At 71.6% G+C, this 18,800-nt stretch carries 19 protein-coding genes and 1 tRNA gene; 10 read left to right on the top strand and 10 right to left on the bottom strand.

The annotated features are described in order from the left end of the window. Positions 1-2: 2 nt before the first annotated feature. The 6 genes from mscL to ACFV2S_RS22900 form a co-directional block, all read right to left on the bottom strand. Positions 3-539, bottom strand: a complete 537-nt coding sequence (gene mscL / locus ACFV2S_RS22925) for a large conductance mechanosensitive channel protein MscL (RefSeq protein WP_385562078.1) — start codon at positions 537-539, stop codon at positions 3-5. Positions 540-665: 126 nt separating this feature from the next. Beyond that, the gene (locus tag ACFV2S_RS22920) at positions 666-1,190 is read right to left on the bottom strand and encodes a hypothetical protein (RefSeq protein WP_385562076.1); all 525 of its coding nucleotides are present in this window, start codon (positions 1,188-1,190) and stop codon (positions 666-668) included. 124 nt (positions 1,191-1,314) lie between these two features. Continuing rightward, positions 1,315-2,160, bottom strand: a complete 846-nt coding sequence (locus ACFV2S_RS22915; protein WP_385562073.1) for an S-methyl-5'-thioadenosine phosphorylase — start codon at positions 2,158-2,160, stop codon at positions 1,315-1,317. Between the two features lie 173 nt (positions 2,161-2,333). Further along, positions 2,334-2,663 (bottom strand): FmdB family zinc ribbon protein, encoded by a 330-nt coding sequence (locus tag ACFV2S_RS22910; RefSeq protein ID WP_385562070.1) that lies wholly within the window; start codon positions 2,661-2,663, stop codon positions 2,334-2,336. 68 nt (positions 2,664-2,731) lie between these two features. Beyond that, complete coding sequence (locus tag ACFV2S_RS22905; RefSeq protein ID WP_385562067.1) at positions 2,732-4,012, bottom strand: MFS transporter; 1,281 nt, start codon at positions 4,010-4,012, stop codon at positions 2,732-2,734. Between the two features lie 255 nt (positions 4,013-4,267). Then, positions 4,268-5,830, bottom strand: a complete 1,563-nt coding sequence (locus ACFV2S_RS22900; RefSeq protein ID WP_385562266.1) for a potassium/proton antiporter — start codon at positions 5,828-5,830, stop codon at positions 4,268-4,270. A 241-nt stretch (positions 5,831-6,071) separates the two neighbouring features. Between ACFV2S_RS22900 and ACFV2S_RS22895 the strand changes: the two genes are divergently transcribed. Beyond that, positions 6,072-8,825: a penicillin acylase family protein gene (locus ACFV2S_RS22895; protein WP_385562064.1), complete on the top strand. Its 2,754-nt coding sequence runs from the start codon at positions 6,072-6,074 to the stop codon at positions 8,823-8,825. Here ACFV2S_RS22895 and ACFV2S_RS22890 read toward each other — a convergent pair whose 3' ends face one another. Continuing rightward, a complete protein-coding gene (locus ACFV2S_RS22890) occupies positions 8,826-9,419 on the bottom strand; it encodes a 5-formyltetrahydrofolate cyclo-ligase (protein ID WP_385562061.1) in 594 nt (197 codons plus the stop codon). Positions 9,420-9,523: 104 nt separating this feature from the next. Between ACFV2S_RS22890 and galU the strand changes: the two genes are divergently transcribed. From galU to ACFV2S_RS22855, 7 genes are all read left to right on the top strand, one after another. Beyond that, positions 9,524-10,435, top strand: a complete 912-nt coding sequence (galU, locus tag ACFV2S_RS22885; protein WP_385562058.1) for a UTP--glucose-1-phosphate uridylyltransferase GalU — start codon at positions 9,524-9,526, stop codon at positions 10,433-10,435. 4 nt (positions 10,436-10,439) lie between these two features. Next, complete coding sequence (gene glp / locus ACFV2S_RS22880; protein ID WP_385562055.1) at positions 10,440-11,810, top strand: gephyrin-like molybdotransferase Glp; 1,371 nt, start codon at positions 10,440-10,442, stop codon at positions 11,808-11,810. A gap of 59 nt (positions 11,811-11,869) precedes the next feature. After that, positions 11,870-12,355 carry a cyclic pyranopterin monophosphate synthase MoaC gene (gene moaC, locus ACFV2S_RS22875; protein ID WP_030224055.1) on the top strand — a complete coding sequence of 162 codons (486 nt, stop codon included), beginning with the start codon at positions 11,870-11,872 and terminating at the stop codon, positions 12,353-12,355. A 44-nt stretch (positions 12,356-12,399) separates the two neighbouring features. Then, entirely contained in the window at positions 12,400-12,891 is a 492-nt protein-coding gene (locus ACFV2S_RS22870; RefSeq protein ID WP_385562263.1) for a molybdenum cofactor biosynthesis protein B, read from the top strand. Further along, positions 12,888-13,499: a GNAT family N-acetyltransferase gene (locus ACFV2S_RS22865; RefSeq protein WP_383790974.1), complete on the top strand. Its 612-nt coding sequence runs from the start codon at positions 12,888-12,890 to the stop codon at positions 13,497-13,499. Before ACFV2S_RS22870 ends, ACFV2S_RS22865 begins: the two co-directional genes overlap by 4 nt. A gap of 137 nt (positions 13,500-13,636) precedes the next feature. Continuing rightward, the gene (gene glpR / locus ACFV2S_RS22860; RefSeq protein ID WP_385562050.1) at positions 13,637-14,689 is read left to right on the top strand and encodes a gephyrin-like molybdotransferase receptor GlpR; all 1,053 of its coding nucleotides are present in this window, start codon (positions 13,637-13,639) and stop codon (positions 14,687-14,689) included. Positions 14,690-14,784: 95 nt separating this feature from the next. Then, positions 14,785-14,858 (top strand) — tRNA-Ala (locus ACFV2S_RS22855). A gap of 103 nt (positions 14,859-14,961) precedes the next feature. Here the strand turns inward: ACFV2S_RS22855 and ACFV2S_RS22850 are convergent. Beyond that, positions 14,962-15,441, bottom strand: a complete 480-nt coding sequence (locus tag ACFV2S_RS22850) for a GNAT family N-acetyltransferase (protein WP_383790979.1) — start codon at positions 15,439-15,441, stop codon at positions 14,962-14,964. Between the two features lie 50 nt (positions 15,442-15,491). Between ACFV2S_RS22850 and xth the strand changes: the two genes are divergently transcribed. Continuing rightward, positions 15,492-16,295 (top strand): exodeoxyribonuclease III, encoded by an 804-nt coding sequence (xth, locus tag ACFV2S_RS22845; protein WP_385562046.1) that lies wholly within the window; start codon positions 15,492-15,494, stop codon positions 16,293-16,295. 266 nt (positions 16,296-16,561) lie between these two features. Here the strand turns inward: xth and ACFV2S_RS22840 are convergent, their stop codons facing one another. Further along, a complete protein-coding gene (locus tag ACFV2S_RS22840) occupies positions 16,562-16,756 on the bottom strand; it encodes a hypothetical protein (protein ID WP_385562042.1) in 195 nt (64 codons plus the stop codon). A gap of 285 nt (positions 16,757-17,041) precedes the next feature. Between ACFV2S_RS22840 and ACFV2S_RS22835 the strand changes: the two genes are divergently transcribed. Then, positions 17,042-17,635, top strand: a complete 594-nt coding sequence (locus ACFV2S_RS22835) for an XRE family transcriptional regulator (protein ID WP_365090898.1) — start codon at positions 17,042-17,044, stop codon at positions 17,633-17,635. Positions 17,636-18,174: 539 nt separating this feature from the next. On the opposite strand, the gene ACFV2S_RS22830 is transcribed toward ACFV2S_RS22835, so the two are convergent. Next, positions 18,175-18,753, bottom strand: a complete 579-nt coding sequence (locus tag ACFV2S_RS22830; protein ID WP_385562039.1) for a recombinase family protein — start codon at positions 18,751-18,753, stop codon at positions 18,175-18,177. Positions 18,754-18,800 lie beyond the last annotated feature (47 nt).

Here is an 18,800-nt window from a genome sequence, read left to right as displayed (position 1 = left end):
GGTCAGGGGGTGGGGTGCGTCCCCGTGCCACCGGCGGGGCCGGAACCGGAACCAGGGCCGGAGCCGGAGCCGGAGCCCGTGCCCGCCACCGGGCCGCGCTGGGCGACGAGGTGGTCGCGGATCTCCTTGAGCACCTCCAGCTCGCTGATCTCCATGACCTCCTCGACGCCCTCCTTGGCCTTGTCGTGCGCGGCGCGCTTGGCGAGGATCTTCGCCATCGGCAGGACCATGAGGAAGTACACGACGGCTGCGGTGATCAGGAAGCTCAGCACGGCGCTGAGGACCAGGCCCCACTGGATCTGGATGCCCTGCACCTCGCCGTTGACCACGGCGCAGGTGTCCTTGATGCAGGACGAGTAGCTCTCCAGGTCCTTGGTGCCGAAGGCGCCGACGACCGGGTTGATGATGCCCTTGACCACCGAGTTCACGATGTTCGTGAACGCGGCACCGATGACGACCGCCACCGCCAGGTCGATCACGTTGCCACGCATCAGGAAGGCCTTGAAGCCTCCCAGCAAACTTTCCTTCTTCTCGGCCACCGAGGTGCCTTTCGTCGCGTGCGATGTCACGTGTGCTGCTCTGTGCGGAGCCATTAGGCCGTGAACGGCGCAGAGGCGTCCAATCCGTACACACGGGACGGTGACTTGACAGCCCGCCAGTGCGAATCAGCACAGGATCACCGCCAGTTGGGACGTGACACCGGCACCTGCCAGCTTCGCCGCCGTCGGCCGTGGCACGGAGAGGACGACGAGCGCCCCTCCGTCCGGTCGAGTCCGGTCCGGTCGCGGGACTTCGGCCACTCGGGCGTCCGTCGCGACCACGTGGGCCTCGCTATCCCCGCTGAGCGGCGAGTCGGGCGCGGCGATCACGTCGACCCGGTCGCCGGGGCGCAGCAGCCGTACGGTCGCGGCGTCGGCGATCCGTACGGGCGCGGACACCAGGGGCGCGGCGGCGGGCGGCCGGGCGCGGGCGGGTGCCGACGGGGGAGGAGGTGCGGCGGGGGCGGCGCCCGTCTGCGCGACGGCCAGGGCGCCGGCGGTCAGCGCCAGGAGCAGTGCGGGCCCGCGCCGTCCGCGCCGGAGCGCCCTGCGCAGCCGGTGGCCGGCGCCCCGGACGCGGAGCGGCTCGAAGGCCGGGACCGCGCAGGGCGGCGGCACGGAGGAGGGGGAGGTGAGGGGGGTCGTCGTCATCGGGGGCCGCCTGTCCTGCTCGGGAACGGTGTCGTGCCGCCACTGTCCCCGTCCCGCGGCCGCCCCGCCGCGGCCTGGGGATCACCCCGCGCCTGTGGACAACCTCCCCACTCCCGAGGGTGGTTTACGGCAGTTCGATGCCGAGGTCCCAGCCGTCGTGGGCATGGGTGCAGAGGCAGTCCCGGTCCACCGTGGCGGGCAGGGTCGACACGGCGTCGAAGAGGACGTCCCGCAGGCGTCCGACGTTCTGGCGGAACACCTGGAGGACCTCGGTGTGGGAGACGCCGTCGCCGGTCTCGGTGCCGGCGTCGAGGTCGGTGACGAGTGCGAGGGAGGTGTAGCAGAGGCCCAGTTCGCGGGCGAGGACGGCTTCGGGGTGTCCGGTCATGCCGACGACGGACCAGCCGGCGGCGGCGTGCAGGCGGGATTCGGCGCGGGTGGAGAAGCGGGGGCCCTCGACGACGACCATGGTGCCGCCGTCCACGGGTTCCCAGCCCCGGCCCCGGGCGGCCTTGACCGCGGCTCGCCGTCCGTCCGGGCAGTAGGGGTCGGCGAAGGTCACGTGGACGACGCGGGGCAGGGCCCCGTCGGCCCGACGCTCCCCGTCGAAGTAGGTCTGCGCCCGGCTCTTCGTGCGGTCGACGAGCTGGTCGGGGACGACGAGCGTGCCGGGTCCGTGGTCCTCGCGCAGTCCGCCGACGGCGCAGGGCCCGAGGACCTGCCGTACGCCGACGGAGCGCAGGGCCCAGAGGTTGGCGCGGTAGTTGATCCGGTGCGGCGGGAGGGTGTGGCCGCGGCCGTGCCGGGGGAGGAAGGCGACCTGCCGGCCGCCGATCGCGCCGAGGAAGAGGGAGTCGCTGGGGCTGCCGTACGGGGTGTCGACGGTCACCTCCGTGACGTCCTCCAGGAAGGAGTAGAAGCCGGAGCCGCCGATCACGCCGATGTCCGCGTACACGTCATGGTTGGCCATGCGGGTCACCCTACGCAGCGCGTGGGGACGGGAGGAAACACCGAGGGCGCGGGAGGAAACACCGAGTGCGCGGGAGGAAACACCGAGGGGACGGGAGGAAACACCGAGGGCGCGCGGAAACGCCGAGTGCCCCGTCGCGCGGGGCGACGGGGCACTCGGGGGGGCGCGACGGGTCAGGCGGCCGAGCTTCCGGTGCTCGACGAGGACGTCGAGGAGCTGGAGGCGGACGACGACGCGGTCGAGGCGGCGGGCTTGGAGTCCGAGGAAGAGGACGTCGTGGACGTCGTCGTCGAGGACTTCGAGGCCGGCGAGCTGCTGGACGACGAGCCGCGGCTGTCGTTCCGGTAGAAGCCGGAACCCTTGAACACGATGCCGACGGCCGAGAACACCTTCTTCAGGCGTCCGTTGCAGCTGGGGCACTCGGTCAGGGCGTCATCGGTGAACTTCTGCACCGCCTCGAGGCCTTCGCCGCACTCGGTGCACTGGTACTGGTAGGTCGGCACTTGACTTCCTCCTGGCACTCACACTCATCGAGTGCTAACGACGATCCATAGTGACGTATTCCGTGGGATCAGTCCACCGTCACCGGCACGCGGTGACCGATGCCACGTGCCGCGACCCGGCTCGCCTCGCGCGGCGTGAGCCGGGAGCGCAGGGCGAGCAGCGTGGCCAGGGCGAGGGCCGTGCCCGCCATCGGCACGAGGAATCCGGTGCTCGCGCCGTGGGCGTCGGCGAGGCGGCCGGCGACGGTGACGGCCGCGGCCTGGCCCAGCGCGACGGCGCCGGTGAGCCAGGTGAAGGCCTCGGTGCGGGCGGTGGCCGGGATCAGGGTCTCGACGATGGTGTAGCCGGTGATCAGGGCCGGGGCGATGCACAGGCCGACGACGAGGCCGAGGGCGGCGAGGAGCAGCACCGAGTGCGTGGTCCACAGCAGGGAGGCGGCGACGGTGAGGCCGGCGTAGCCCATGATCAGGCGGCGGCGGGGGCCGGTCTTCCAGGCGACGGCGCCCATGGCGATGCCCGCGAGCATGTTGCCGGCGGCGAAGATCCCGTACAGGAGGCCGTTGGCGCCGGGGTTGCCGATCTCCTCGGTGAAGGCGGTGAGGGAGACCTGCATGCCGCCGAAGACGGAGCCGATGCCGAGGAAGGCGACGATGAGGACACGTACGCCGGGGACGGACAGGGCGGAGCGGCGGGGCTCGCCGCCGAGGTGGCCTGCGGCCGCGGCGATGCCGTAGGCGGGCTGGGTGGCGCTCTGCGCGGCGAAGAACAGGCCGCCGACGAGGGTGAGGGCGGCCTCGGCGATCAGGCCGGCGGCCGGGTGGACGCCGGTGCACAGGGCGGTGGCGAGGACGGGGCCGACGACGAAGGTGAACTCGTCCGTGACGGATTCGAAGGCGGCGGCCGTCGGCATCAGCGGGGTGCCGTCGAGCTTGGCGGCCCAGCGGGCCCGGACCATCGGTCCGACCTGGGGCACGGAGGCTCCGGCGGGGACGGCGGCCAGGAACAGGGCCCAGAGCGGGGCGCCGCTCAGGGCGAGGACGACCAGCAGGGAGACGGCCGCGGTGTGGACGAGGACGCCGGGGATCAGGACGGCGCGCTGTCCGAAGCGGTCGGCGAGCTTGCCGCTCTGCGGGGCGAAGAGCGCCATGGAGACGCCGGTGACGGCGGCGACGGCGCCGGCGCTGCCGAAGGATCCGGTGGTGTGCTGGACGAGCAGGACGATGCCGATGGTCAGCATCGCGAAGGGCTGCCTGGCGGCGAAGCCGGGAAGCAGGAAGGACAGCGCACCGGGGGTGCGCAGGAGCTGCCCGTAGCCGGGCCGCTTGTCCGTGATGACCGTGGACGCCACGGTCCTTGCCTTTCTGCCGCCTGGTAGCGCGCCCCGGCACGGTGGTGCTGCGGGTGTCGCCGAGAGCTGTCCTCATGCGCGTTACTGCGGTAGATACCGGGCCGGCCCCACGGTGGAGGGGCGCCACGGCCGCCATACGGTCGCGCCAGCTCTGCGTCAGGCAGAGTTGGTTCGATCTGGTGTGCCTTCATGCTACAGGGAAGGAGCGTCTTCCCGCCTGGGAAAACGCTCCCGCACCTGAATTAATGCCTGGGATTAACCGGATGTTCTCTTGTTGCCGCCTTGGCCGCTCCGGTGTCCGCCGTTGCCCGGCAGGTGGAAGCGGCCCGTGGCGGCGGGGGCCGAGGCGGCCGTCGCGCCTCCGGTCCCGAGCCAGCCGGCGAGCTTGCCGCCCTGGCCGACGGCGCGCAGCCGCCGCTCGGTGGCGTCCCGTACCGGGTCGGTGGCGACGACGAGGAGTTCGTCGCCGTGCCGCAGGACGGTCGCGGGGCCCGGTACGAAGCTGGCGTCCTCGCGTACGACGAGGGTGACGGCGGCTCCGGGCGGGAGGCGCAGTTCGGCGACCTCGACGCCGTGCATCCGGGAGCGCTCCGGGATCGCGACGGAGAGGAGGTGTCCGCGGAGCCGTTCCAGCGGGGCGGACTCGACGCCGAGGTCGGCGGCCTCGGTGGAGTGGCCCAGCTTGAGCGCCCTGGCCAGCCAGGGCAGCGTGGGGCCCTGGACGAGGGTGTAGACGACGACGAGCACGAAGACGATGTTGAAGATCCGTTCGCTGCCCTCGATCTTCGACACCATCGGGATGGTGGCGAGGATGATGGGGACGGCTCCGCGCAGGCCGGCCCAGGACATCAGGGCCTGCTCCTGCCAGGGGATCCGGAAGGGCAGCAGGCTGACCAGGACCTCCATGGGCCGGGCGACGACCGTCAGGACGAGGCCGATGACGACGGCGGGCCAGAAGTCGCGGACGAGCTCGTGCGGGGTGACGAGCAGACCGAGCAGGACGAACATGCCGATCTGGGCGATCCAGCCGAGTCCCTCGGCGAAGCCGCGGTTCGCGGGCGCGTGGGGCAGCTTGGCGTTGCCGAGGACCATCGAGGCCAGGTAGACGGCGAGGAAGCCGGAGCCGTGGGCCATGGCGCCGGCGGCGTAGGCGCTGACGGCGATGGCCATGACGGCGATCGGGTAGAGGCCGGAGGCGGGCAGGGCCACGTGCCGCAGGCCGTAGGCGCCGACGAATCCGACGGCCAGGCCGACGGCGACGCCGATGGCGAGTTCGAGGGCGATCTCGCCGACGAGGACGTACCAGTGGTCGACCGGTCCCGCGGTGGAGAAGGCGACGACGAGGATGACGACGGGGGCGTCGTTGAAGCCGGACTCGGCCTCCAGCACACCGGTGACCCGTGAGGGGAGGGGCACCTTGCGCAGCACGGAGAAGACGGCGGCGGCGTCGGTGGAGGAGACGACGGCGCCGATGATCAGCGCCTGCCGCCAGTCGAGGCCGACGAGGTAGTGGGCGCCGGCGGCGGTGATGCCGACGCTGACGGCGACGCCGACGGTGGAGAGGACGACCGCGGCGGGGAGCGCCGGCTTGATCTCCTTCCACTTCGTGCCGAGACCGCCTTCGGCGAGGATCACGACGAGGGCGGCGTAGCCGATGACCTGCGTCAGTTCCGCGTTGTCGAAGGCGACGTTGCCGATGCCGTCCTGTCCCATCGCGACGCCGATGCCCAGGTACAGCAGCAGGCTGGGGAGCCCGCTGCGGGAGGAGATCCGCACGGCCGCGACGGCCACGAGCAGGACGAGGGAGCAGACGAGCAGGAGTTCGTTGAGCTGGTGGACAGTCAGTGGCCGTTCCTTCCCCTCACGTGCGGCTGGATCGTTCCTCCAGCGGCCGGTACTTCGTTACCTTACCTAATCTTTAACGCTTTCTTGACGCCCCCTTTGCATCTCCTCGCTCACCAGTACGGTTCTCTTCCTGACACCGCGTCCGGGCCGTCCGGACGCTGCGCCTAAGGTTGCTCCCGTACTCCAGGACCACCCTGCCCCTCGAAGGACAGCGATGCCCTCCAACACGACCGCGCCCCCCGGCAAGAAGACCGCCAAGAAGAAAGGGCGGCGAGCCCGCCTGCTCCTCCTCGTCCTGGTCCTCGCACTGGTCGCGGGCATCGGCTTCGGCGGGTACTGGGGAGTCAGCACCGTCCGGGCCTCGTTCCCGCAGACGACCGGCGAGATCCGCCTCGACAAGCTCTCCGCCGACGTCGAGGTGAAGCGGGACGCGAACGGCGTCCCGCAGATCTACGCCGACAACGAGACGGACCTCTTCCGCGCCCAGGGCTACGTCCAGGCGCAGGACCGGTTCTACGAGATGGACGTGCGCCGGCACGTGACCGCGGGCCGGCTCTCCGAGATGTTCGGCGAGAGCCAGGTCGACACCGACGCCTTCCTGCGCACCCTCGGCTGGCGCCGGGTCGCGCAGCAGGAGTACGACGAGGTCCTGTCGCCGGAGACCAAGAAGTACCTCCAGGCGTACGCGGACGGCGTCAACGCCTACCTGAAGGACCACGCGAAGCCGGCCGACATCTCGGTCGAGTACGCGGCGCTGTCGCTGACCAACGACTACGCGATCGAGCCGTGGACCCCGGTCGACTCGGTGGCCTGGCTCAAGGCGATGGCCTGGGACCTGCGCGGCAACATGCAGGACGAGATCGACCGCTCGCTGATGACGAGCCGGATGAGCGCCCAGCAGATCAAGCAGCTGTACCCGGAGTACCCGTACGCGCTCCACCAGCCGATCCTGGACAAGGGCGCGGTCGACGAGTCCACCGGGGCGTTCGACCCGAAGGCCGACGCGACCGAGGGCGACGGGGCGACGACCGGGGACACCCCGGGCTCGGGCCCCGGCGGTTCGAACGGCGGCGCGGCCTCCCAGCTGGGCGCGCTCTCCGAGGTCCTCGACACGGTCCCGGCGCTGCTCGGCCCGAACGGCAACGGCATCGGCTCGAACTCCTGGGTCGTCGCCGGGAAGTACACGACCTCCGGCAAGCCGCTGCTCGCCAACGACCCGCACCTCGCGCCCCAGCTGCCGTCCCTCTGGTACCAGATGGGCCTGCACTGCCGCTCGGTCTCGGCCACCTGCCGCTACGACGTCGCCGGCTACACCTTCTCCGGCATGCCCGGCGTGATCATCGGCCACAACGACAAGATCGCCTGGGGTCTCACCAACCTCGGCGCCGACGTGACCGACCTCTACCTGGAGAAGATCGGCCCCGACGGCTACCTCGTCGACGGCAAGGTCAAGCCCTTCACCACCCGCGAGGAGACCATCAAGGTCGCCGGCGGCACCGACCGGAAGATCACCGTCCGCTCCACCGACCGCGGGCCGCTCGTCTCCGACCGCTCCTCCGAACTGGAGCAGGTCGGCCAGAAGGCCCCCGTGGGCAACGCCGCCCCCGACCGCGGCACCGGCTACGGCGTCTCCCTCCAGTGGACCGCGCTCCAGCCGGGCAGGTCGATGGACGCGATCTTCGCCCTCGACCGCGCCAAGGACTTCACCACCTTCCGGGCCGCCGCGAAGAACTTCGAGGTGCCGTCCCAGAACCTGATCTACGCCGACACCGAGGGCAACATCGGCTACCAGTCGCCCGGCAAGATCCCGCGCCGCGCCAAGGGCGACGGCACCCTGCCCGCGCCCGGCTGGGACTCCTCGTACCAGTGGAAGGGCTACATCCCCTTCGAGCAGCTGCCGTACGAGTACAACCCGGACCGCGGCTACATCGTCACCGCCAACCAGGCCGTGATCGACCAGAAGACCTACCCCGACCTGCTCACCAAGGACTGGGGCTACGGCTCGCGCAGCCAGCGGATCAACGACCTCATCGAGTCGAAGACCAAGGACGGCGGCAAGATCTCGCCGGACGACATGCGGACCATGCAGACCGACAACCGCAGCGAGATCGCGACCCTGCTGAACCCGCTGCTGCTGAAGATCGACATCTCCGACCCGTCCGTCCGCGAGGCGCAGAAGCTGCTGGAGGGCTGGGACTACACCCAGGAGCCCGACTCGGCCGCCGCGGCCTACTTCAACGCGGTCTGGCGCAACGTCCTCAAGCTCGCCTTCGGGAACAAGCTGCCCAAGGAGCTGCGCGCCGAGGGCGACTGCATCAACGTCCGCCCGGCCCAGGCCACCGGCCCCGTCGACGAGCAGAACAAGCTCGTCCGCGAGTGCGGCGAGCGCGACCCCGACTCGGCGCAGCCGGACGGCGGCGACCGCTGGTACGAGGTGGTCCGCCCGCTCCTGAAGCAGGAGAAGAGCGAGTGGTGGACGACTCCCGGCAGCCGCACCGACGCGGCCACCGAGACGCGTGACCAGCTGCTCGCCCGGGCCATGAAGGACGCCCGCTGGGAGCTGACCGCCAAGCTCGGCAAGGACGTCTCCACCTGGAGCTGGGGCCGGCTGCACCAGCTGACCCTGAAGAACCAGACCCTCGGCACGGCGGGTCCCGGCGTGGTGCAGCAGCTCCTCAACCGCGGCCCGTGGAACCTGGGCGGCGGCGAGGCGGCCGTCGACGCCACCGGCTGGAACGCGGCCGGCGGCTACGACGTCATCTGGGTCCCGTCGATGCGGATGGTCGTGAACGTCGGCGACTGGGACAAGTCCCGGTGGGTCAACCTGACCGGTGCCTCCGGGCACGCCTTCCACTCGAACTACACCGACCAGACGGACGCCTGGGCGAAGGGCGAGCTGTACGACTGGGCCTACGGCAGGGCGGCGGTCGACGCGACGACGAAGGACACGCTCACGCTGAAGCCCTGATCAGGGGCGGAAGCGGGTGACCCCGTCCGGGGTCACCACCGCGTGCACGGGGTGGTCGTGCGGTTCCTCCGGGACCCGCGCGACCACCTCGTCCGCGTAGAGGAGCACCACCAGGGCCGGATCCGCGCCCGCGCGTGCGAGCCGGGCCAGGACCCGGTCGTACGAGCCGCCCCCCCGCCCGAGCCGCATCCCGCGCCCGTCGACGGCGAGGCCCGGCAGCAGCACCGTGTCGGCGGCGCACACGGCCCCGGGGCCGAGCCGGGGCCCGGTCGGCTCCAGGAGGCCGCGGCCGGCCTTCGCGAGCGCCCCGCGCCCCTCGTACGCCGCCCAGTCCAGGTCGTTGTCGGGCAGCAGGACGGGGAGCAGGACCCGCACCCCGCGCGCGTGGAGGGCGTCCAGGAGGGCGCGGGTGCCCGGTTCGCGGCCCACGGACACGTAGGCGGCGACGGTGGCCGCCCCGGCGAGTTCGTCCAGTTCCATGCCCTGCCGGGCGAGGGACGCGGCCGTGTCCGCGAGGGAGTCGGGGGTCAGCGCGGCACGGGCGGCCAGAAGTCGGCTGCGCAGCATCGTCTTTTCGGACATCTCAGGTGTCATGACCGCCTCATGTGCATATACGAAAGTCTCGTAACTGTCTTTATGTGAAGGAAGTTAACCGAAGGCACATCTTCTTCTCATTACGAACCACTAAGGTGCTCCGCATGAATCTGTCGCTCCCCAGGCTCGGCCGGATCAGCAAGGCTGTCATCCCCGCCGCCGGTCTCGGTACACGCTTCCTCCCGGCGACCAAGGCGACGCCGAAGGAGATGCTGCCGGTCGTCGACAAGCCGGCCATCCAGTACGTCGTCGAGGAGGCCGTCGCGGCCGGTCTCTCCGACGTCCTGATGATCACCGGCAGGAACAAGCGTCCGCTGGAGGACCACTTCGACCGGAACTACGAGCTGGAGGAGGCCCTGATCCGGAAGGGCGACGGCGAACGGCTCTCCAAGGTCCAGGAGTCCAGCGACCTGGCCACCATGCACTACGTCCGCCAGGGCGCCCCGCGCGGCCTCGGCCACGCCGTGCTCTGCGCCGCCCCGCACGTCGGCGACCAGCCCTTCGCGGTGCTCCTCGGCGACGACCTGATCGACCCGCGCGACCCGCTGCTCGCGCGGATGGTGGAAGTCCAGGAGCGCGAGGGCGGCAGCGTCATCGCCCTGATGGAGGTCGAGTCCTCGCAGATCCACCTCTACGGCTGCGCCGCGGTGGAGGCGACCGCCGACTCCGACGTCGTGAAGGTGACGGATCTGGTCGAGAAGCCGGACCCGGGCGAGGCGCCCAGCAACTACGCGATCATCGGCCGCTACGTACTGGATCCGGCCGTCTTCGACACGCTGCGGGACACCGAGCCGGGCCGCGGCGGCGAGATCCAGCTGACCGACGCCCTGCAGAAACTCGCCTCCGACGAGAAGATCGGCGGCCCGGTGCACGGCGTCGTGTTCAAGGGGCGCCGCTATGACACCGGTGACCGCGGGGACTATCTGCGTGCCATTGTCAGACTCGCGTGCGAACGTGAAGATCTGGGACCGGACTTCCGGGCCTGGCTCCGGAGATACGTCAGCGAGGAGATGTAGCACCTTGAGCAGCAGCGCGGCACCGTCGCCGTCCCACGACGACCACGAGAAGCACGACCACGGCGAGGGGACGGCGGCCGACCCCTGCGCGGGCCCGGCCCGCGGCCTGTGGTCCGTCGACGAGCACCTCGCCGACATCCTCGCGACGGTCTCCCCGCTCGAACCGATCGAGCTCCAGCTCCTCGACGCCCAGGGCTGCGTCCTCGTCGAGGACGTGGCGGTGCCGGCCGCGCTGCCGCCCTTCGACAACAGCTCCATGGACGGGTACGCCGTCCGGGTCGCCGATGTCGCCGGGGCCACCGAGGAGTTCCCCGCCGTCCTCACCGTCATCGGCGACGTCGCGGCCGGCGCCGGCGGCCTGCCCGAGGTCGGCCCCGGGCAGGCCGCCCGGATCATGACCGGCGCCCCGCTGCCGCCCGGCGCCGAGGCCGTCGTCCCCGTCGAGTGGACCGACGGCGGTACGGGCGGGGGCGCGGCCACCGGCATGACCGCCGCCAGCGCCGCCCCCGAGGGCTCCGCCGGCGAGGTCAGGGTCCACCGGTCCGCCGAGGCCGGCGCCCATGTCCGCAGGGCGGGCAGCGACGTCCGGGCCGGGGAGCTCGCCCTCGCGGCGGGCACGGTCCTGGGGCCGCCGCAGATCGGCCTGCTCGCCGCGATCGGCCGGGGCACCGTGATGGTCCGGCCCCGTCCGAGGGTGGTCGTCCTGTCCACCGGCAGCGAGCTCGTCCAGCCCGGCGAGGCGCTGGGCGAGGGCCAGATCCACGACTCGAACAGCTTCGCGCTCGCCGCCGCCGCGCGGGACGCGGGCGCCCTGGCCTACCGGGTGGGCGCCGTCGCCGACGACGCCGAGTCGCTGCGCGCCACCATCGAGGACCAGCTCATCCGGGCCGACCTGCTGGTGACCACCGGCGGGGTCAGCGTCGGCGCCTACGACGTGGTGAAGGAGGCGCTGTCCGCCGACGGGCAGGTCGACTTCCGCAAGCTGGCGATGCAGCCGGGCAAGCCGCAGGGCTTCGGCGCCGTCGGCGCCGAGCAGATCCCGCTGCTCGCCCTGCCGGGCAACCCGGTCTCCTCGTACGTCTCCTTCGAACTGTTCGTGCGCCCCGCGATCCGCGCCCTGATGGGCGTCGAGGACCTGCACCGGCCCCGGGTGCGGGCGCTGCTCGCCGCCGACGGGCCCGTGTCGTCCCCGGCGGGCCGCCGCCAGTTCCTCCGCGGTACGTACGACCGGGAGGCGGGCACCGTCACACCCGTGGGGGGTGCCGGCTCCCACCTGATCGCGGCCCTCGCGCACGCGGACTGCCTGCTCGTGGTCCCGGAGGAGACGGAGAGCGTCGCGCCGGGCACCGAGCTGGAAGTGGTCCTCCTCGGCTGAGGGGGCGAGGGTGGGGGTACGGTGTCGTCCTTCACACAGCGACCGGGAGTGTCACGGCCATGAGCACGCAGCAAGGTCTCACCCACATCGACGAGGCGGGCGCGGCCCGCATGGTCGACGTATCGGCGAAGGACGTCACGTCCCGCACCGCCCGCGCCAGCGGGCGGGTCCTCGTCTCGCCGCGCGTGATCGAGCTGCTGCGCGGTGAGGGCGTCCCGAAGGGCGACGCGCTCGCCACCGCCCGCATCGCCGGGATCATGGGTGCCAAGAAGACCCCGGACCTCATCCCGCTCTGCCACCCGCTGGCCGTCTCGGGCGTCACCCTGGACCTGGCGGTCACGGACGACGCCGTCGAGATCCTGGCGACCGTGCGGACGACGGACCGCACGGGCGTCGAGATGGAGGCCCTGACGGCCGTCTCGGTGGCGGCCCTCACCGTCGTCGACATGATCAAGGCGGTCGACAAGGGCGCGGTCATCTCCGACGTACGGGTGGAGGAGAAGACGGGCGGCAAGTCGGGCCACTGGACGAGGGCCGAGGCGTGACGCGCGCGGCACGGGAGCCGGGGGCGCACGAGCACGGCGGGGAGCTGCCCGGCCGGTACGCCGCTCTCGTCGTCACCGCCTCCAACCGGGCTTCGGCCGGGGTGTACGAGGACAGGGGCGGGCCCCTGATCGCCGAGGGCCTGACGGCCCTGGGCTTCGCCGTGGACGGCCCGCGGGTCGTCCCGGACGGGGCGCCGGTCGAGGCGGCGCTGCGCGACGGGGTCGCCGCCGGGTACGACGTGATCGTCACCACCGGCGGCACGGGCATCTCGCCCACGGACGAGACCCCCGAGGCGACCCGCCGGGTCCTGGAGCGGGAGATCCCCGGCATCCCGGAGGCGATCCGCGCGTACGGCCGCGAGAAGGTCCCGACGGCGGCGCTCTCGCGCGGTCTCGCCGGGGTCGCGGGCGGCACGCTGATCGTGAACCTGCCGGGGTCCCCCGGCGGGGTGCGGGACGGGCTCGCCGTCCTGGAGCCGCTCCTGCGCCATGCCGTGGACCAGATCCGCGGCGGCGACCACCCGAGAGCGTCGTGATCCCGTCCTGGCCGGCGGTCCTCGTCGACGGCGAGGTGCTGCTCCGCCCGATAAAGATGCGCGACCAGGCGGCCTGGCGTGAGGTGAACCGGCGCAACCGCGAGTGGCTGCGGCCCTGGGAGGCGACGGTGCCCCCGGCGCCCCCCGGCGCGCCGGTCGCCCAGCGGCCGACGTACCGCCAGATGGTGCGCCACCTGCGGTCGGAGGCGAACGCCGGCCGGATGCTGCCGTTCGTCATCGAGTACCGGGGGCGGCTCGTCGGCCAGTTGACGGTGGCCGGGATCACCTGGGGCTCCATGTGCTCGGGGCACGTGGGGTACTGGGTGGACAGCGAGGTGGCCGGGCGCGGAGTGATGCCGACGGCGGTCGCGCTCGCCGTCGACCACTGCTTCCGGGTCGTCGGGCTGCACCGCATGGAGGTGTGCATCCGGCCGGAGAACGGGCCCTCGCGCCGGGTGGCCGAGAAGCTCGGCTTCCGCGAGGAGGGGCTGCGGCCCCGGTATCTCCACATCGACGGCGCGTGGCGGGACCATCTGGTGTTCGCGCTCACGGCGGAAGAGGTGCCGGAGGGGCTCTTGCGGCGCTGGCACCACGCAAGAATGCAATAAGTGTTCGAATTCAATCGGCAGTTGACGGTCAATCGATCTGAACAATCACAAAAAAGTTCAGTGATATCAGCCAGATCGTGCGACACACCGGGCCAATTGGCCGATGCGTGTTACAGAACCCCTCTACCGTGTGAGGCGTGAGCAGCAGCGGCCTCATCTACGCAGTCATCGTCGGGGCCTGGGCCGCCTACTTGGTGCCGATGTGGCTCCGCAGGCAGGACGAGCTGAACGAAGCCCGTCCGACGGAACGCTTCAGCACCGCCATCCGGCTGCTTTCCGGACGGGCGGGCATGGAGCGCCGGTACGCCCGGGAGCTCAAGCAGCGGGACCGTACGGCGGAGGGTCCGACGCCCGACGTGGACCCGGACGTGGAGACCGAGCACCTGAGTTCGGTCGACGTCCGGGCCTTCTCCGCGCCCGCGGCCAGGACGGAAGCGCGACTGGAGCTCCCCGAGCCCGAGCCCGATCCGGAACCGGCCCCGGCCCCGCCGCACCCCGCACCGCAGCGCCCCGCCCCGGGTGCCGCCGCCGAGCGGGCCCGCCGCGGCAAGGTCCTCGCCCGGCGCCGCCGGGTCACCACGCTCCTCTTCGCCGGTTTCACGCTCGGCGCGGTGGTCGCGGCCGTCGGCGGCGTCGCCTTCCTGTGGGCGCCCGCGGTACCGGCGCTGCTCCTCAGCGCGTACATCCTGCACCTGCGGGTCCAGGAGCGGCGGCGCTTCGTGTACGTGATGGACCGGCGCCGCGCCGAAGCCGCCGCCGCCCGGCTGCGCGAGAGCCGCCGCCCGGCCCCGACGCCGGAGCCCGAGGCCGACGCGGCCCCGATGGCCCCGCCGCTCTCCCCGCAGGAGGCGGACCGGCGCGCCCTGGTCGAGCAGACCGACCACGCGGAGTGGGTGGACCAGCAGCGCGAGCGCGGCCCGGCCCGCGGCGACAGCTGGGACCCGGTCCCGGTGCCGCTCCCCACGTACGTCACCGCCCCGGTCGCCCCGCGCGCCACGAGCGGCATCGACATCACGGACCCGGAGACCTGGAGCGCCGCCCGCTCCTCCACGGCGGCCGACCCGGCCCCCGCCCCGTCCCCGGCGCCCCGCCGGCGCACCACCCCGCCCCGGCGCGGCCACGACCACGGCCGCACCCCGCTCTTCGACCAGTACGCGGACGACGACCGCCCCCGGGCCGCCAACGAATGACCCCCTGCCGGGGGCCCGCGACGCCCCCGGCTGACCTGCGGGGGAAGCGATTTTTGTTCTTCCCGATCGGGATGCTAATGTTTCACACGTCGCAAGGGCCTGTGGCGCAGTCTGGTAGCGCACCTCGTTCGCATCGAGGGGGTCTGGGGTTCAAATCCCCACAGGTCCACAGACACGGGAATCCCGTCCGATCGCAAGATCGGGCGGGATTTCTGCTGTTCCCGGACGTCCCGGCCCGGCCCGCGCTCTGCGGGCGCGAGCCGGCGGGCGGGTCAGACCAGCGGCTTCGCGAAGCAGCGGCTGTTGGGGTAGTGGCGGTAGTGGCCGAACTTCGCGCAGGGGGCGTAGCCGCTGGAGGCGTAGAGGGCTATCGCCTCCGGCTGGGCGGTGCCCGTCTCCAGGACCATGCGGGTGCGGCCGGCGGCGCGGGCGTCGGCTTCCAGGGCCGCGAGGATGCGGCGGGCCAGGCCCAGGCCGCGGGCCTCGGGGATCACGTACATGCGCTTGAGCTCGGCGTCGCCGTCCGCGTAGCCCTCGTCGTTCGCGTCCTGCGTGCGCCAGCCGCCCGTGGCGACCGGGCGGCCCTCGGGGTCGTACGCGAGGAGGTAGAGGCCGCGGGGCGGGACGAACATTCCGGCGTCCAGCGGTGTGGCGTCGCCCTCGTCGTCGTAGCGGACGGCGTACTCCGCCTGGACCGCGTCCTCGAGCTTGACGGCGTCGGGGTGGTCGTAGGGCGTGGGCTGGATGTTCATGCGGTGAAGTGTATATGTGTGCAGAGGGGTGGTGTCGGTATTCTCCCGGGATGCTCACTGTGACGTCCGTGAATGTCAATGGTCTCCGCGCCGCAGCCAAGAAGGGCTTCGTCGAGTGGCTGGCCGGCACCTCCGCCGATGCCGTCTGCCTCCAGGAGGTCCGCGCCGAGGAGGCGCAGCTGCCCGAGGAGGTGCGCAGCCCCGAGGGCTGGTTCACCGTCCACGCCCCCGCCGCCGCCAAGGGGCGCGCCGGTGTGTCGCTCTACACGCGGCGCGAGCCCGACGCCGTGCGCGTCGGCTTCGGGTCCGCCGAGTTCGACGCAAGCGGCCGGTACGTCGAGGCCGACCTGCCCGGGGTGACCGTCGCCAGCCTCTACCTGCCCTCCGGCGAGGTCGGCACCGAGCGCCAGGACGAGAAGTACCGGTTCATGGGCGAGTTCCTGCCGTACCTGAAGGAGCTCAGGGCCCGCGCCGCCGCCGACGGCCGCGAGGTCGTCGTCTGCGGCGACTGGAACATCGCCCACCGCGAGGCCGACCTCAAGAACTGGAAGGCCAACAGGAAGAACGCCGGCTTCCTGCCCGAGGAGCGGGAGTGGCTCGGGAGGGTCCTCGACGAGGGCGACGGCGGGTACGTGGACGTCGTCCGCGAGCTCCACCCCGAGCAGGAGGGGCCCTACTCCTGGTGGTCCTACCGCGGGCGCGCCTTCGACAACGACAGCGGCTGGCGGATCGACCTGATTGTCAGTTCACCTCGCCTGGCCGGACGGTGCGTGAAGGCGTACGTGGAGCGGGCGGCGAGCCATGCGGAGCGATGGAGTGATCACGCACCCGTGACCGCCGTGTTCGACGTGTAGGGACCGGCAGCGGAAAGCCTCGTCCGGCTGTGTTGCTCGCCGTCGCCGGACGAGGCCGCCTGGTGGGCGTCACGCGCGCCGTACGCTGCTGGGCGGGACCAGCCACTCTCGACCCCCACCCTCAGGCCGCAAGAACGCCGTGGGGCGCTTGCGGCGCTCTCCGGGTGACTCGGAGGGGTCTTCGTAGTCCCGGATCACGTCGCGCAGGATGCCGACCCGACCGGCGTCGTCTCTGACCGGCTTGCCGATGTCCGCGCGGGTGACCATCAGTGCCCCTCGGGGTGGCGCCGCATGTAGACGTTGCAGTCGCTCACGGTCGTCCAGTCGCCCACGACGCGAGCGCGGCCCCGTACGGCGGCCAACTCGCCGCAGCCAGCGCACCCTTCGACCGGGGCCGGTTCCGGGTCCAGTCGCAGCGGCAGTTCAACCGGTGGGGTGCTGTATCGCGTGGGTTCGGTCATGACGTGAGCGTCACCCACCCTCGCGGACGTATCTCCCCCGCACGCCGGACAGTTGAGACGTTCGACGCTAGGGTCGAAGAAAGCCCAAAAGTCCACGGCGAGGGGGTTGACTTGAACGCCGCTCTTCAGTCCGCCATGGAAGTCGCAGGCTTGTCCACGCGCCAGTTAGCGTACCGGGTGGGGGTATCCGCGAAGCAGGTGGAACGATGGCTGAGCAATGCTGATCTGACACCACACGCAAGGAACCGAGCGGACGCCTGTCGGGCGCTGGGAGTGGACGAAGAGATGTTGTGGCCGAAGGCTGTGCAGGAACGAGTGAAGACCGGCACCGATCGAGAGCTGGTCCACAGCTACCCGTACCGGTCCGCGTGCCCGTCAACGGTCTGGACGGAACTTGTCGAGTCAGCACGCACGGAACTCTTCCTTGCCGGCTACACGAACTACTTCTTCTGGACCCAGGTACCCCACTTCGCGGACACGATCCGGCGCAAGGCTGAGGCAGGCTGCCGGGTCCGGTTCCTGGTGGGAGACCCGGACGGAGAGGTGACCCGCCAGCGGGAGACGATCGAGGATGTGGCCCTGTCGGTGTCCACGCGCATCAGGATCACCTTGGAGCACCTGGACCGGCTCGGCCCGCTCGAAGGGGTCGAGGCGCGCGTCTCCGCCCCGCTGGACGCCATCAACCACGTGAGCCTGTCCGTGTTCCGCTTCGATGACGAAGCCCTGGTGACACCGCACCTCGCCCGACTCGTAGGCCATGACTCGCCGCTCCTGCACCTGCGTCGCCATAGCGGTGGGGGCATGTTCGACCGATTCGCGGAGCACGGTGAGGAGCTATGGGAGCGGGCCGTGCCCCAGGGCCTCTCTGCTCGCGCCTGAGCGTGCGCCCCAAGCGGACGGCGCTTCAAGAAGCGTCTTGTCCGGCGGCAGGCTGACGCGCCACGCTCACCCGGGCGCCCTCACCCCTCATGGCTTGCGGCCAGCGCTCGTCAATGACCACCGCCGCTGCGCGGCAGGCACCACAGGCGCCCTCCCGCTCCGGCAGCCATAGAAAGTCAGACGGCGACATGCCGGCTACCTGGACGCCGCACAGAGTCTTGTCAAAGATGCCGAAGGCATGGGAGAGGTCAGCGTCGAGGCCGTCCGCAACGGCCCCCTCCCAGCGTGTCCCCATCGGCAGGTACGACGGCCGGGCTATCTCAGACCACTCGCCACCCACATGCGTGCTGGCGTAGCACCACGGGCAGGACCAGATCTCTTCCACCCATCGGGTCGGCGGCACCGGCCATCGCCACATCGCACCGCCACACACATCACAATCCACGAAGGCATCCTCACACCCCAGCGAAGACGGCTCCCGCCCGCCTGCCTGTCCGCCACGCACTGACAAGCTGCGGGACAGACAGAACGCCCGCGCGCTACTCGGCGTCGGCGAGCGCCCGGTACAGCGTCGCGCGGGACACTCCAAGCGCCTTGGCGACGACCGTGACGCTCTCCCCCTTGGCGCGGCGCGCCTTGGCCGCAGCGAGCTTGTCAGCGTTCATCACGGCCGGCCGTCCACCCGTACGCCCTTGAGCGCGGGCAGCGTCCAGACCGGCGCGGGTCCGGTCCTTGATCAGGCTGCGCTCGAACTCCGCCATTGCGCCGATCACTTGCAGCATGAGCCGCCCGTCTGGGGTGTTCGGGTCGATGCTTGCCAGCGCTCCCGTCAGCACCCGGAACCCGACTCCCCGCGCGGCAAGCGCGTCCACCATGTTCACCAGGTCGATCAGCGAGCGGGCGAACCGGTCCAGCTTCCACACACAGAGGGTGTCTCCGGGACGGACGTAGTCGAGCACGGCGGCGAGTTCGGGGCGGTCCGTGTTCTTCCCGCTCGCCTTGTCCGTGAAGATCCGGGCGCACCCCGCGTCAGTCAGCGCGTCATGCTGCAACTGCGCTTCCTGGTCGTCGGTGGAGACTCGGGCGTAGCCGATGAGGTGTCCCGTGTTCGTGTCCATGGCGAGACCGTCTCATAACTAGTCTCAGAACCTCAATGGGTTTGGGC

The organism is Streptomyces sp. NPDC059695 (assembly GCF_042733785.1).
GTDB lineage: Bacteria > Actinomycetota > Actinomycetes > Streptomycetales > Streptomycetaceae > Streptomyces.
Note: the sequence above shows the minus strand (reverse complement) of the source record. Positions and strands in the feature narration are given on the sequence as shown.